Origin of the sequence: Cytobacillus sp. SAFR-174, assembly GCF_051964675.1 — a bacterium.
GTDB lineage: Bacteria > Bacillota > Bacilli > Bacillales > Cytobacillaceae > Cytobacillus.
This window is the reverse complement of sequence record NZ_JBQCMZ010000001.1, coordinates 228,189-243,061: the sequence shown is the minus strand read 5'-3', so window position 1 is coordinate 243,061 and position 14,873 is coordinate 228,189. Positions and strand designations below refer to the sequence as shown.

Here is a 14,873-nt window from a genome sequence, read left to right as displayed (position 1 = left end):
ATCAAGTAGTGATGGAGATTTATATGTTTGCGCAAAAAAGAAAGGTAATAGAGTTCTTCTCTACTACCTAAAGGATTATAACATATTTTATTTTGTTTTTCTTGCCAAAAATGTGCCTGCCAGTAAAAATGTTGGAATGGCTGAGAGTCCTGTGATCATAAACCAGTCGCGCAATTCAATAGGGACCGTGTGGAAAATTGGCTGAAGCGGCGGATAGTATATGACAATCAGCACTAAAACCAGGGAAGAGATGACTGCCCAGACTAAATATTTATTGCCAAATGGATTTCTTGAGAACACGGATTTTTCACTGCGGCAATCAAATACATGGATCAGCTGAGCCATTACCAATGTGGCAAACGCTACTGTCTGTGCGTATGCAAGATGATCCGGATTTGCCCGGTAGGCAAAAATAAACGCAAGTAATGTCACAAGGCCAATTAAAAATCCCCTTGAAACCACTTTCCAGCCAAGCCCTCTTGAAAAGACACCTTCCTTAGGGCTCCTTGGTTTCCGCTTCATCACATTCTCCTCAGGCTGATCAAGGCCCAGAGCCATTGCCGGAAGTCCATCCGTTACGAGGTTCACCCAGAGAATCTGAATGGGCACTAACGGCAGTGGAAGGGCTAGAAGCATAGCAAACAGCATAACCAGAATCTCGCCAACATTTGATGCAAGCAAATACCTGATAAACTTGCGGATATTTTCGTATATATTTCTTCCTTCTTTTATCGCGGCTTTTATGGTAGCAAAATTATCATCCAGCAATACAAGTGCAGATGCCTCTTTAGCCACATCTGTGCCTGTAATGCCCATTGAAATGCCAATATCTGCTGCTTTAATGGCCGGAGCATCATTGACTCCATCACCTGTCATGGCAACGATATGACCTCTATTCTGGAGAGCCTTGACAATTTTCAATTTATGCTCAGGTGATACTCTGGCAAATACTGCGACATCCTCAACCACATCTTCAAGGTCTTCTACAGACATCTCTGCCAGGTCTTTCCCCTGAAGTACTTTTGAACCTTCTGTTAAAATGCCTAACTGTTTGGCAATAGCCTGTGCTGTAATCACATGATCTCCTGTGATCATGATCGTTTTGATTCCTGCTTCCCTGCATTCCCTGACTGCTTCTTTAACCTCCGGCCTTGGCGGATCAATCATCCCCTGCAGCCCGATAAAAGTTAATCCCTTCTCCGCCTCTTTTTCATCAAGAATGACATTTTTAGATGGGATTTCTTTATAACCAATCGCGATCGTTCTCAATGCTTGTGAAGCCAGATCTTCTATGGCTGCCTGAATTTCACCTGAAAGCTCTCTCGAAAGAATCTGCCGCCTTCCCTCCCAAAGAACCGATTCGCTTTTCCCGACTAAGACATCGGGAGCACCTTTGGTAACAATAAATTGTCTTCCATTATGATCCTTTACCACAACACTCATCATTTTTCTGGCAGAGTCAAACGGAAACTCATTAATAATCTGAAATTGATTCAGCAGACTGCTTCTGTTATAGCCAGCTTTCATGGCTGCTACAAGGAGAGCACCTTCAGTTGGGTCCCCGTCAATCACAAACTCATTATTTTTCTGCTGTATTTCCGCATGGTTGCATAGCATGCCAAACATCAGCATCTGCTGGAGGGCTTTATCACTTTTCGGCTCAATTTGGCTCTCATTTCGATAAAACTGCCCTTGCGGTTCATACCCGACTCCGTCTACTCTCCATTCTTTCCCTCCGCTCCAGAGATGGGTGACGGTCATTTTGTTTTGAGTCATGGTTCCGGTTTTGTCTGAACAAATAACAGACGCACAGCCAAGTGTTTCAACTGCAGGAAGTTTCCGTACGATTGCCTTTTTCCTGATCATTCTTTGAACACCAAGCGAGAGCGCCACCGTGACAATGGCAGGCAGCCCTTCGGGAATTGCCGCAACAGCCAATGAGACACCAGCAAGGAACATTGTATATAATTCCTGTCCCTGCATCACACCTGCCGCAACAACGAGAACTGTAAGGAATATCGCTGCCGTAATGAGAATTTTGCCGAGCTGTTCCAATCTCCGCTGAAGCGGTGTTGTCATGGTTTCGGCATTTTGCAGAAGATCAGCAATTTGTCCCATAGCGGTATTCATCCCTGTACCGACAACCACACCCAATCCATTGCCGCGGGTCACCATTGTACCCATAAAAGCCATATTTTCCATATCTCCAATAGCGAGGTTAGGCGTTTTCAGGGATCCGGTCCTCTTTTGAACAGGCAGCGACTCTCCCGTTAGGGCAGACTCTTCAATTTCAAGGCTATTGGATTCTACTATTCTTACATCTGCACCAACTCTATCACCCGTGGAAAATTTAAGCAGGTCCCCGACTGCCACTTCTTTGGAAGGGATTTTCTTCCACTCTCTATCTCGAAGAGCAATTACCTGGGGAGCGGATAACTCTTTAAGTGCACTCAGAGACTTTTCCGCTTTCCTTTCCTGAAAAAAGCCCAGAAACCCATTTATGACTACAATCGCAATAATGGCAATCGCATCAATATATTCACCAAGCAGCCCCGAAATCAAGGTGGCAGCTAATAAAACAAGAACCATGAAATCTTTAAATTGACTAAAAAATAAGAGTAAAGCAGACTGCTTTTCTCCCTCTTTCAATTCATTAAAGCCATATTGTTTGTGGCGTTTTTTTACATCATCCTCTGTTAAGCCTGCCTTAATGTCTGTATTTAAGGCCTGCTCAACCTCCCTTTCATTCATTTCATGAAACTTCATCCGGACATCACACTTCCTCCTTTGTGGTTTGAGAAAAGCCATGAGTGCCTCCGGTGCAGGAATAAACCCAAAAAGAATCCCCGAAGCACTAACAGCCAGACTTTAAAGGGAATCCGCCAGATGGCAGACTATCCTCTTCTGCTAAAACAAGGCAGAGTTGTCCAATCTCACTCTAAAGAAAGCATATTCAGCCCTGTCCAAAAAAATGCTATTATTAATAAGAAAAGCGGAAGCGCCTTGCCCACCCCCGACAAGCACAAGACGGGGCTCCCGGAAAGGCGTCCTTTGCCTTTTTGGGAGGTCCTGCTTGTGACCTCGAGGGGGTAGGCGCTGGAGCTAGACAGCTTTAGAAAAGCGGAAGGCGCCCGCTTATCGGCGACAAGCATAAGACGAGCCGACATGAAGGTTGTTTTTTAACCTTCTTGGCGGATTGGCTTATGACCTCGAGCCGATGGTGCCTGGAGCTAGACAATATTAGAAAAGCGGAAGGCGCCCGCTTATAAAGGAACGCAGACTAAAACCGCCACGTCCTCCTAAAAGCTACCGCTTTTGGTCGTGCGATGTATCGCTGCCGTAGCGTTCCTTGTCCTGTGGCAACGTCTGTATGACCCGCATCCTCCCAAAAGCTGTCGCTTTCGGTCGTGCGATGTTTATGCTGACGAAGCCTTCCTTGTCCTGCGGGCCTCAAGCATAAGACGAGCCGATAGCGACTGAAATAGAAAAACCAAGCAGTAAAACTTGATTTTTATTTAATAAATGAAAGAATAATGTATATCTAATGTAATTTTTATAGAAGAGGATGTTCCGATATGTCATTTGATGGTTTGTTCACAAGAGCTATGACGAAAGAGCTCATAGATACTTTAAAGGGCGGCAGAATCAATAAGATTCAGCAGCCATATAAAAATGAAATCATTTTAGTTGTGCGGGCAAATGGGAAGAATCACAGGCTTTTGCTGTCAGCCCATCCAAGCTATGCGAGAGTCCAGCTGACGAATGAAACACACGAAAACCCTTCAGAACCGCCGATGTTCTGCATGCTTTTAAGAAAGCACCTGGAAGGCTACATACTTGAAGATGTCCATCAAATCGGGCTTGACCGTATAATCGTGTTCGAGGTGAAAGGCAGGAATGAGATTGGCGATACATCCTATAAACAGCTGATTGTTGAGATTATGGGCAGGCACAGCAATATTACACTGGTGGATAAATCCCGCAACATCATTCTCGACAGCATCAAACATGTTTCTTTTGCCGTTAATAGCCATCGTGCGATTTTGCCCGGACAGGAGTACATACTCCCTCCATCTCAGGATAAAATGAATCCCTTCGAGGCAGATGAAGAAGTTATACTGCGTAAAATTGATTTTAACAGCGGGAAAGTTGATAAACAGCTTGTGGCGGGTTTCTCCGGAATCTCACCGCTTTTTGCCAAAGAAGTGATACACCATGCAGGTCTAGTAAACAGGACAACTGTTCCTAAGAGTTTCCAGCATTTTATCGACTTGCTGAAAGACCATAGATTAAGGCCGGCTATTACCGAAGGGGAAAATAAAGAAAGCTTTTATTTATTGCCCCTTCAGCATCTAAAAGGGGAAAGCCGGGAGTTTAATTCCCTGAGTGAAATGCTGGAACGCTTTTATTTTGGCAAAGCCGAAAGAGACCGGGTCAAACAGCAATCCAATGATCTTGAACGGTTTATAGTAAATGAGAAAGAAAAGAATGAAAAGAAAATTGAAAAGCTGAAAAGAACTCTTCATGAAGCGGAAAATGCCGATAAACATCAATTATATGGGGAATTGATCACGGCAAATATTTATGCGATTCAAAAGGGTATGAAGGAAGCGGAAGTCGTCAATTATTACGATGAAAATAGCGCTTCAGTGACGATTCCTTTGGATCCTCAAAAGACTCCTTCGGAGAATGCACAAAAGTATTTTACAAGATACCAAAAAGCAAAGAATGCCGTAATTGCAGTAAAAGAGCAAATTAAAAAAGCAGAAGAGGAAGCGGCATACTTCGAGTCTCTTCTTCAGCAAGTCGAAACGGCTTCAACAAGAGACATTTCCGAAATTAGAGAAGAGCTTGCAGAAGGCGGTTATATTCGTGAAAGGCAGAAACGGGGAAACAAGAAACAGCAAAACCTAAAGCCTGTTTTGGACCGTTATACCGCCACTGACGGAACGGAAATTCTAGTCGGGAAAAACAACAAGCAAAATGACTATTTAACGAACAAATTAGCTGGAAGGGATGAAATCTGGCTGCATACCAAAGATATCCCCGGTTCACATGTGGTGATTCGAAGCAAGGAACCGGCAGAAGACACAATTCTTGAAGCTGCATCCCTCGCAGCTTACTTCAGCAAGGCCCGCAATTCCAGTTCCGTACCCGTTGACTTCACCCAAGTCAGGCACGTGAAAAAGCCAAGCGGCGCTAAACCTGGATTTGTTATATATGACAATCAGCAGACTGTTTACGTTACACCTGATGAAGAAACGGTTCTGTCCTTAAAACAAAATCTTTAAATAAATGAAAAAAGCAAGCTCCGATGCTTGCTTTTTTTCATTTGACTAAACCTGAGATACTTTTCCCCACTCAGCAGGGTCTTTTCGCCATTCAATCAGCTTGTTCATATCCTCTTCCTGGATAAAGCCCTTTTCCACAGCTACTTCTGTGAGAGCTTCAATATCAGTCAGAGTATATGCTTTGATGTTCTCTTCAGCCAGCATTTCTTTTCCTTTTTCAAGCTGGTATGTGAAGATGGCCGCCACACCCAGCACCTCACAGCCTGCTTCTCTTAAAGCTTTGACAGCAGTAATGGCACTTCCACCTGTTGAGATCAGGTCTTCTACAACAACAACCTTCTGGCCTTTATTTGCTTGACCTTCAATTTGCTTTCCTTTTCCATGTCCCTTTGCCTTGGAACGAACATAGCACATTGGCAGTTCCATATTGCCACTGACCCAGGCTGCATGAGGAATGCCCGCTGTGGCAGTCCCGGCAATTAGTTCTGCTTCAGGAAATTTATTTAGAATGATAGCCTGAAGACCGGCAGCAATTTCTTTTCTGACTTCAGGATAAGACAGTGTCAGACGGTTATCACAATAAATTGGGGCACGCAGTCCTGAAGACCAAGTAAACGGATCGTTTGGGTTTAATGCTACAGCCTTTATATCCAGTAATTTTTCTGCAATTTTATGCTTCATTCAGAACACCCTCCCAGGATTGTTTGCATTGAATATACTTTTCGAAAGGATTTTCCGCTCTGGTAATCGACCGTCCCACCACAATGGCAGAAGCTCCTTCTTTTCTCGCGAATTCTGGTGTGGCCACTCTCTTCTGATCTCCATTATCGTCTGATGACAGGCGTATTCCCGGTGTTACAGTCAGAAAGGCAGAGCCTATTTTTGAACCTATCGCCCTTGCCTCAAAGCTTGAACAAACCACACCATCAAGTCCCGCTTCTTTGGCAAGATTGGCATAATGAAGAACAGATTCGTTTAATGAAACAGCGATTAATTGGTCAGATCTCATTTGCTGTTCCGATGTGCTTGTCAGCTGTGTCACCGCAATACAAGATGGCCTTTTTCCGGTGCTGCCTGCTTCTAGTCCTTCACATGCTGCTTCCATCATGGCTTTTCCTCCTGCGGCATGCACATTAACCATATCGCAGCCAAGCCCGGCAAGACGTTTCATTGCACTTTGTACTGTATTCGGAATATCATGAAGCTTGAGATCAAGGAAAATATTGTGCCCTTGTTCTTTTAAATCGTAAACAATGGAAGGTCCCTCCTGGTAAAACAACTCCATGCCGACCTTAAGAAATAACTTTTCATTTTCAAAGTTTTTCAGAAAATGATGAACTTCCTGTTTTCCTGGAAAATCAAGAGCAATAATGAGCGGATTTTTCAAGTTTCTTCCAGCTCCTTCCTGTGCATTCTGAAATATGTTCATAACCCAGCTTTCCAATAAGTTCCGGCAGTTCACCGATAATTTTCGGACACACAAAAGGATCTACGAAGTTAGCTGTTCCAACCGCTACTGCACTTGCCCCTGCGTAGAAGTATTCGATGACATCCTCAGCAGATTCAATTCCTCCCATGCCGATGATCGGAAGGGATACCTGCTGGCTCACTTCATAGATCATCCGGAGTGCGACTGGCTTAATGGCTGGCCCTGAAAGACCGCCTGATTTGTTTGCCAGAATAGGCTTGCCGGTTTTCAGATCGATTCTCATGCCGACAAGCGTGTTGATCATCGTTAAACCATCAGCTCCGCCATCTTCTGCTGCTTTAGCCATTTCTACAATATTTGTGACATTTGGTGAAAGCTTCACATAGACAGGTACCTCAGAAACCTCTTTTACTTTTTTCGTTAAGTTTTTTGCAATTTCCGGAATAGTGCCGAATGCTATTCCGCCTGTTTTCACATTCGGGCATGAGATGTTGAGTTCAAGTGCATGTACATTCCGGCTTGCAGAAATTTTCCTGGCAACCGCCATATAATCTTCTTCCTGCGAACCGGCTACATTGGCAATGATCGGGACATCGTATTGTTCAAGCCATACAAGCTCTTCATTTACCACTTTATCCAGGCCGGGATTCTGCAGCCCGATTGCATTTAGCATACCTGCAGATGTCTCAGCCACTCTTGGTGTTGGATTTCCAAATCGGGGCTCTAAAGTCGTCGCCTTTATCATGATTGCGCCCAATTGGCTCAATTCATAAAGCTGGCTGAATTCCCTGCCGAAGCCAAAGCATCCTGATGCAGGCATGATTGGATTTTTTAACTCCAGCCCAGGCAGACTGACGTTTAATGAATTCATAGAACTACCTCCCCTGCTTTAAAGACCGGTCCGTCACTGCAGATTTTTTTATAACTGTATCCTTCAGGGTCATTCCCTGTATGGCAGACACATGCAAAACATGCCCCGATGCCGCATCCCATTCGTTCTTCCAATGACAGGAATACCTTTTTATGAGGGAATTGATTTTCAAGCGCCTTCAGCATCGGTGTAGGGCCGCAGGAATATAAAACATCGAAATCAATATTCAACCGATTAATAACATCTGTAACAAAGCCTTTCGTTCCTGCGCTTCCATCAGCTGTGGCAAGGCAGGTCTCGCCCAGCCGGGCAAACTTTTCCTCATAAAATACCGCGCCGGCCGATTGAAATCCCAGGACGTGAATTACCTTAACGCCGCGGTTTACAAGCTGATTGGACAGTTCATATAAAGGGGGGACTCCGATTCCTCCCCCTACAAGAAGGGCCGTCTCTCCCCGGCCAGCTTCACTGATCGGAAACCCATTTCCAAGCGGTCCCAGTACATCAGTGAAATCACCAGGTTTTTTTTCTGAAAGCAATGCCGTTCCTCTGCCTTCAGCACGGTAAATCATTTTAAACTGGCTTTCATCAGGTAAAATTTCTGCAATGCTGATTGGCCTTCTCAGCATTGGATCATAGCCCTCTGATATTTTCAAATGGACGAATTGCCCGGGCTCTTTCATTTCATGAACAAGCTCACCTTGAAGGGTGAGCTCGTAAATGTTTTCGGCCAGTTTAATTTGTGATATGACTTTACATTGTTCCTGTCTGATCAAGATAAAACCGCCTCCCGGACTTCCTCTGGCTTATCCATCGCGTCTGCTGAAAAATTCATTGATTCGATTACTTGAAGAATTGCTTCTGCCGTATCAAGTGAGGTTAGACATGGCACCCCATTTTCCACTGATTCACGGCGGATGCGGAAGCCATCTCTTGCAGGCTGTTTCCCTTTTGTTAAAGTATTAATAACAAATTGCGCTTCGCCATTTTTTATGACATCCAGAAGGTTAGGCCCTGCTGAGCCGATTTTTCCAGTTACTTTTACAGGTATGCCTTCAGTTTTCAGGAATAAAGCCGTTCCGCTTGTCGCCATTAGCCTGTAGCCGATGGATACAAATCTTTTTGCCAGCTGCAGAGCTTCTTCCTTATCCTTGTCGGCGACAGTCATTAGAACAGTTCCAAACGGCTGGATTTTCATGCCGGAAGCAACAAGACCTTTATAAAGGGCTTTTTCAAGCGTGGAATCTTTCCCCATAACTTCACCGGTTGACTTCATTTCAGGCCCTAAAGTGATGTCTACTCTTCTTAATTTCGCGAAAGAGAACACCGGCACTTTTACGAACACGCCTTTTCTCTCCGGAACAAGGCCGGATCCAAAGCCCTGCTGAGCAAGAGTTTGGCCCATGATAACCTTTGTGGCGATTTTAGCCATTGGCACATTTGTAATCTTGCTCAAGAACGGAACTGTCCGGCTTGAACGCGGATTGACTTCCAGAACATATACTTCCCCTTTAGCCACTACATACTGGATATTTAGCAGACCTATAATGCCAAGGCCTTTAGCCATCTTCTCCGTATACTCAACAAGCTTGTCTTTGATTGCTTCTGAAACATTTTGCGGAGGATAGACCGCAATAGAATCACCTGAGTGAACTCCTGCTCTTTCTATATGCTCCATGATGCCCGGTATGAGTACATTTTCCCCATCCGAGATAGCGTCCACTTCAATTTCCTTCCCAGTCAAATATCGGTCAATTAATACGGGATGCTCCGGGTTTACTTTTACGGCATTTTCCATATAGTATAGAAGCTCATCTTCTTTATAAACGATCTCCATGGCTCTTCCGCCAAGTACATATGATGGACGGACGACCACTGGATATCCGATTTCACCGGCAATTTCTACTGCCTGCTCCACCGACAGGGCAGTCTTTCCTTTAGGCATCGGGATGCCAAGCTCTGCAAGAGCTTGCTCAAATTTATCCCGGTCTTCTGCCCGGTCTAAGCTTTCAAGCGAAGTTCCCAGAATTTTTACGCCTCTTTCTACCAGATCTGCTGCAAGATTAATAGCGGTTTGTCCGCCAAATTGTACAACTACACCTTCCGGTTTCTGAAGATCGATAATGTGCATCACATCTTCAATCGTTAGCGGCTCAAAATAGAGCTTATCGGAGATGCTAAAGTCAGTAGAGACTGTTTCAGGATTATTATTAATGATGATTGCTTCATATCCTGCTTCCTTGATGGCCCATACCGCGTGAACAGTTGAATAATCAAACTCCACTCCCTGCCCGATCCGGATTGGCCCTGAGCCCAGAACGACAACACTTTTGCGGCCGGACACTTCTGATTCGTTCTCATCTTCATAAGTTCCATAGAAATACGGAGTTTCCGATTCAAATTCCGCTGCACATGTATCAACCATTTTGTAAACCGGTACAATCGCATGTTCTTTTCTCCAGCTGTATACTTCCAACTCATTTGAATCCCACAGCCTGGCAATTACCAGATCGGCAAAGCCCATTTCCTTTGCAGCTTTCCCTGTTTCAGGGTCAAAAGGATTTTCAGTTAGTACATTCTCAAAATCTATGATTTTCTTAATCTTATAAAGGAAGAATAAATCAATTTTGCTCCATTCATGAATCGTCTCGATAGTGACTCCCCTTCTGATGGCTTCACCGATATAAAACAGGCGTTCATCTCCTGCTTTACGGATTCGCTTTTCGATCAATTCATCAGAAATTTTACCGGCATCCTTCAGCTCAAGATGATAAATGTTTGCTTCAAGTGAACGTACTGCTTTCAGGAGAGATTCTTCAAATGTCCGTCCTATCGCCATTACTTCACCTGTAGCCTTCATTTGGGTGCCAAGCGAACGGTTTGCAGATTCGAACTTATCAAACGGCCAGCGCGGGATTTTTGAGACAATATAATCCAATGCCGGTTCAAAGCAGGCATATGTTTTCCCTGTCACAGGATTCATCATTTCATCAAGTGTCAGCCCTACCGCTATCTTGGCTGCCAATTTGGCAATCGGATAACCTGTTGCCTTTGATGCCAGCGCAGATGAACGGCTTACACGCGGGTTAACTTCGATGATGTAATAATTGAAGCTATCCGGATCAAGCGCCAGCTGCACGTTGCATCCACCTTCAATCTCGAGGGCGCGGATAATTTTTAATGAGGTGTTTCTAAGCAGCTGATACTCACGATCACTCAAAGTTTGGCTGGGGGCTACAACGATTGAATCTCCTGTGTGGACCCCTACAGGATCAAAGTTTTCCATATTGCAGACAACAATCGCATTGTCATTGGAGTCCCGCATCACTTCATACTCAATTTCCTTGAAACCCGCAATGCTCTTTTCAAGCAAACACTGTGTAACAGGGCTATTCTTTAAGCCGCTTGTCACAATTTCTATCAGCTCTTCTTCATCATGGCAGATGCCCCCGCCTGTTCCCCCCAATGTAAAAGCAGGGCGTACAATGACCGGATAGCCAATCCTGTTTACAAATTCATATGCTTCATCCAGGTTATGAATAATTTCACTTTCAGGCACTGGTTCGCCAAGCTCATTCATCAAGTTTCTGAAAAGGTCCCGGTCTTCCGCCTTTTGGATAGCAGACAATTTTGTACCGAGGATTTCAACCCCGCATTCTTCCAAAACACCTGATTCAGCAAGCTCTACTGCCAGGTTTAATCCTGTCTGTCCCCCAAGAGTTGGAACGAGCGCATCAGGCCGTTCTTTCCGGATAATGCGGCTGACGAATTCCAGCGTAAGCGGCTCTATATATACCGCGTCAGCAATCTCGGTATCTGTCATAATAGTGGCAGGATTTGAGTTTACAAGAATTACGCGGTATCCTTCCTCTTTCAAAGCAATGCAAGCCTGTGTTCCAGCATAATCAAACTCTGCTGCCTGCCCGATGACAATTGGTCCTGAACCGATTACTAAAATGCTTTTTATATCTGTACGCTTTGGCATGCTGCAGCACCTTCCTCTTTATGTGATTCAATCATTTGCAAGAATTGTTCAAATAATCCGTTTGCATCCTCAGGTCCCGGTGAAGCTTCAGGATGATATTGCACAGTGAATGCAGGGACTTCTTTATGCTTTAAGCCTTCAATTGTTCCATCGTTTAAGGCGATATGTGTTACTTCAAGCGGAGTACCAGTAATTGAATTTTCTTCTACTGAGTATCCATGGTTTTGAGATGTTAAAGCGACTTTTCCGGTTTGCAGATCTTTCACCGGATGGTTTGAACCGCGATGGCCGAATTTCAGTTTTTCTGTATTGGCACCGCAAGCAAGGGCAAAAAGCTGATGTCCCAGACAAATTCCGAAAATCGGTACATTTCCCAGCAGTCCTTTAATCATTGTGATGGCTTCCGGAACATCTTTCGGGTCTCCAGGGCCATTTGAAAGCATAACACCATCCGGGCTCATGCTGAGTATTTCTTCAGCTGCTGTGTTATAAGGCACAACAATCACATCACAACCCCGTTTGTTCAATTCTCTTAAGATTCCGTGTTTCATGCCGAAATCTACAAGGACTACCCTTCTGCCGCGGCCAGGGCTTGGATATGGTGTCTTAGTTGAGACTTGCTTAACCTGATCGTTTCGCAGCTTGGTTGCCCTCAGTTTTTCAATGATCACTTCCGGGTTTTCACTTATGCTGCAAATAGCACCTTTCAGCGTACCATGCTGCCTGATAATTCTTGTTAATTTTCTTGTATCGATGCCAGCAATTCCAGGGATGTTTTTCATCTTAAAATATTCTTCAATCGATTGTTCATTTCTCCAGTTTGAAGGAAACTCGCACGCTTCTTTCACAATAAAACCGGAGATTGCCGGGGAGATCGATTCAAAATCGTCTCTGTTTATCCCATAATTTCCGATTAAGGGGTATGTCAAGGTTACGATTTGGCCGCAGTAGGATGGGTCAGACAGGATTTCCTGATAACCCGTCATTCCTGTATTGAATACTACTTCTCCTATCGAATTCGTATCACTTCCGAATCCCTTTCCAATAAAAATTGTTCCGTCTTCCAGAATCAGCTGTTTTTTCATGCTTTTACACTCCCTCTGTTCCAAACAATTTTTCCGCCTGCTATTGTCACTACCGGCCAGCCTTTACAATCCCAGCCAGTAAATGGCGTGTTTTTCCCTTTTGATAAGAACTGAGCTGGATCAATCTTTTCCTGACGGTTCAGGTCAAGCAGGACAAGATCTGCTATTTCACCAGCTTCCAATTTTCCTGATTGAATGCCGAATGCCTCTGCTGGCTTGATTGTTAAGTAATCAATCAGCTGCTTTAGTGTGAATATCCCCTTCTCAACGAATTGGGTGTAAAGAAGCGGAAAGGCAGTTTCAAGTCCGACAATCCCAAAAGGCGCCAGTGCCATCCCCTCTTCTTTTTCTGCTGCTGTATGTGGTGCATGGTCGGTGGCGATAAAGTCTATTGTGCCATCCTGCAATCCTTCGATTAAGGCAGCTCTGTCATCTGCTCCTCTTAATGGAGGATTCATTTTAAATTTAGCATCCAGACCCGGGATATCCTCTTCACATAGAAGGAGATGATGAGGTGTCACCTCGGCTGTTACCTTGATGCCTGCCCGCTTTGCATCTCTTACCACCCTGACAGACTCTTTCGTGCTGATGTGGCAGACATGATAATGGCAGCCGGCAGCTTCGGCAAGAAGAACATCCCTTGCGATTTGCACTGATTCACAGACAGAAGGAATACCATTTAAACCGTTCTCTTTAGCAAAAACTCCATCATGTACGGAACCTTTGTTAATGAGGGTATTTTCTTCGCAGTGCGCAACTATCGGCATGCTGATCTCTGCGGCATTTCTCATTGCCTCAAGCATCATGGCTGCTGATTGCACTCCTACTCCATCATCTGTAAAAGCAAACGCCCCAGCTTCCTTCAAAGCTTTAAAATCTGTTAATTCCTGGCCAAGCTCACGGATTGTAATCGATGCATAAGGCAGAACCTTGACCGCCGCAGTCTCATCAATACGGCTGTTCAATTTTTCAAGCTGTTCTTTTGTATCAGGTACCGGCCGGGTATTCGGCATCGCAGCAACCGTTGTGAAACCGCCTTTAGCAGCTGCTCTTGTGCCAGTTTCGATTGTTTCTTTTTTTTCGCCGCCTGGTTCACGCAAGTGGACGTGCAGGTCTATAAAACCTGGAGCAACCAGCAATCCTTCTGCATCAATCACTTCCTGTGCCTCTCTCCCCACACCTGCACCTATCTCAGCGATTTTTCCTGACTTTATGTAAATGTCCGTTTTTTCAAAGTTCCCTTTCTTAGTAAGCAACTGGCCATTTTTTATCAATGTTGACATGTTTAGCTCCCCCTTCAATATGTTCAATTGATCGTTTTAATACAGCCATTCGGATGTACACACCATTTTGCATCTGCTTGAAGATCCTGGAGCGCCCGCATTCCACTAAACAATCTGCTATTTCAACACCCCGATTTACAGGTGCCGGATGCATTATAATGCTGCTTGGCTTCATTGTTCTTTCACGTTCTTCTGTAAGGCCGTATGCCAGGTGGTATTCTTCAGCCGTTTGGTCAGCTTTCGATTCATGCCGCTCATGCTGTATTCTCAGGAGCATGACAACATCAGAAGTTTCCATAGCTGTGTCAACATCTTCATACATTCCATTCTCAAGCAATTCTTCATTAAACCATTCTTTTGGACCTGAAAAAACAACCTTCGCACCGAGCCTGACAAGTGCATCTGCGTTGGACCTTGCGACACGGCTATGTGCGATATCACCGATGATGGCTACTTTTAATCCTTCAAAGGATCCGAATTCCTGTTTAATCGTCAGCAGATCCAGCAGTGATTGTGTTGGATGGTGCCCGCAGCCATCCCCTGCATTCAGGATGGACACACCGCTTTTGTCTGCCAATTCGTCAAAGTAGCGATCCTCGCTATGGCGGATGACGACTGCGTGCACACCGATCGCTTCCAGTGTTTTGACTGTGTCGTATAATGACTCACCCTTGGATACACTTGATGTGCTGACTTCAAAAGGAATTATGTCCAGTCCAAGCCGCCTTTCAGCCACTTCAAAGCTGCATTTAGTTCTTGTGCTATTCTCAAAGAAAAGGTTTGCGACAAAAACCTTTCGTTCAGGGGTCCATGTTCCGCCGTTTAAAAAATATTGCGCATCTTCAAGAATTTTATTGATTTCTTTAATTTCCAACTCTGAGGTAGTGAGCAAATGTTTCATTTTTTATCCTCCTCTTCAAAAAAAGCAC

The 14,873-nt window shown here is 44.6% G+C and carries 10 protein-coding genes; 1 reads left to right on the top strand and 9 read right to left on the bottom strand.

Features of this window, described 5'->3' with window-relative positions; translation table 11 throughout:
- Positions 1-87: 87 nt before the first annotated feature.
- A complete protein-coding gene (locus ACTHRG_RS01220; RefSeq protein WP_076255685.1) occupies positions 88-2,766 on the bottom strand; it encodes a calcium-translocating P-type ATPase, SERCA-type in 2,679 nt (892 codons plus the stop codon).
- Positions 2,767-3,575: 809 nt separating this feature from the next.
- On the opposite strand from ACTHRG_RS01220, the gene ACTHRG_RS01215 reads away from it, so the two are divergent.
- Positions 3,576-5,291, top strand: coding sequence for an Rqc2 family fibronectin-binding protein (locus tag ACTHRG_RS01215; protein WP_076255681.1), 1,716 nt, complete (start codon positions 3,576-3,578; stop codon positions 5,289-5,291).
- Between the two features lie 45 nt (positions 5,292-5,336).
- On the opposite strand, the gene pyrE is transcribed toward ACTHRG_RS01215, so the two are convergent.
- From pyrE to ACTHRG_RS01175, 8 genes are read right to left on the bottom strand one after another with little or no spacing between them, the layout of a single operon-like run.
- Positions 5,337-5,972: an orotate phosphoribosyltransferase gene (gene pyrE / locus ACTHRG_RS01210; protein ID WP_076255679.1), complete on the bottom strand. Its 636-nt coding sequence runs from the start codon at positions 5,970-5,972 to the stop codon at positions 5,337-5,339.
- Entirely contained in the window at positions 5,962-6,678 is a 717-nt protein-coding gene (pyrF, locus tag ACTHRG_RS01205) for an orotidine-5'-phosphate decarboxylase (protein WP_076255677.1), read from the bottom strand. Before pyrF ends, pyrE begins: the two co-directional genes overlap by 11 nt.
- Positions 6,650-7,591: a dihydroorotate dehydrogenase gene (locus ACTHRG_RS01200; protein WP_076255674.1), complete on the bottom strand. Its 942-nt coding sequence runs from the start codon at positions 7,589-7,591 to the stop codon at positions 6,650-6,652. Before ACTHRG_RS01200 ends, pyrF begins: the two co-directional genes overlap by 29 nt.
- On the bottom strand, positions 7,588-8,364 hold the full coding sequence (locus ACTHRG_RS01195; RefSeq protein ID WP_286147638.1) for a dihydroorotate dehydrogenase electron transfer subunit: 777 nt from the start codon (positions 8,362-8,364) through the stop codon (positions 7,588-7,590). Before ACTHRG_RS01195 ends, ACTHRG_RS01200 begins: the two co-directional genes overlap by 4 nt.
- Positions 8,364-11,576, bottom strand: a complete 3,213-nt coding sequence (carB, locus tag ACTHRG_RS01190) for a carbamoyl-phosphate synthase large subunit (protein ID WP_076255670.1) — start codon at positions 11,574-11,576, stop codon at positions 8,364-8,366. The genes ACTHRG_RS01195 and carB overlap by 1 nt, the downstream gene beginning before the upstream one ends.
- Positions 11,555-12,661, bottom strand: a complete 1,107-nt coding sequence (locus ACTHRG_RS01185; protein WP_076255668.1) for a carbamoyl phosphate synthase small subunit — start codon at positions 12,659-12,661, stop codon at positions 11,555-11,557. Before ACTHRG_RS01185 ends, carB begins: the two co-directional genes overlap by 22 nt.
- Positions 12,658-13,944, bottom strand: coding sequence for a dihydroorotase (locus ACTHRG_RS01180; protein WP_076255666.1), 1,287 nt, complete (start codon positions 13,942-13,944; stop codon positions 12,658-12,660). Before ACTHRG_RS01180 ends, ACTHRG_RS01185 begins: the two co-directional genes overlap by 4 nt.
- Entirely contained in the window at positions 13,907-14,845 is a 939-nt protein-coding gene (locus ACTHRG_RS01175; RefSeq protein ID WP_076255664.1) for an aspartate carbamoyltransferase catalytic subunit, read from the bottom strand. Before ACTHRG_RS01175 ends, ACTHRG_RS01180 begins: the two co-directional genes overlap by 38 nt.
- Between the last annotated feature and the right edge of the window lie 28 nt (positions 14,846-14,873).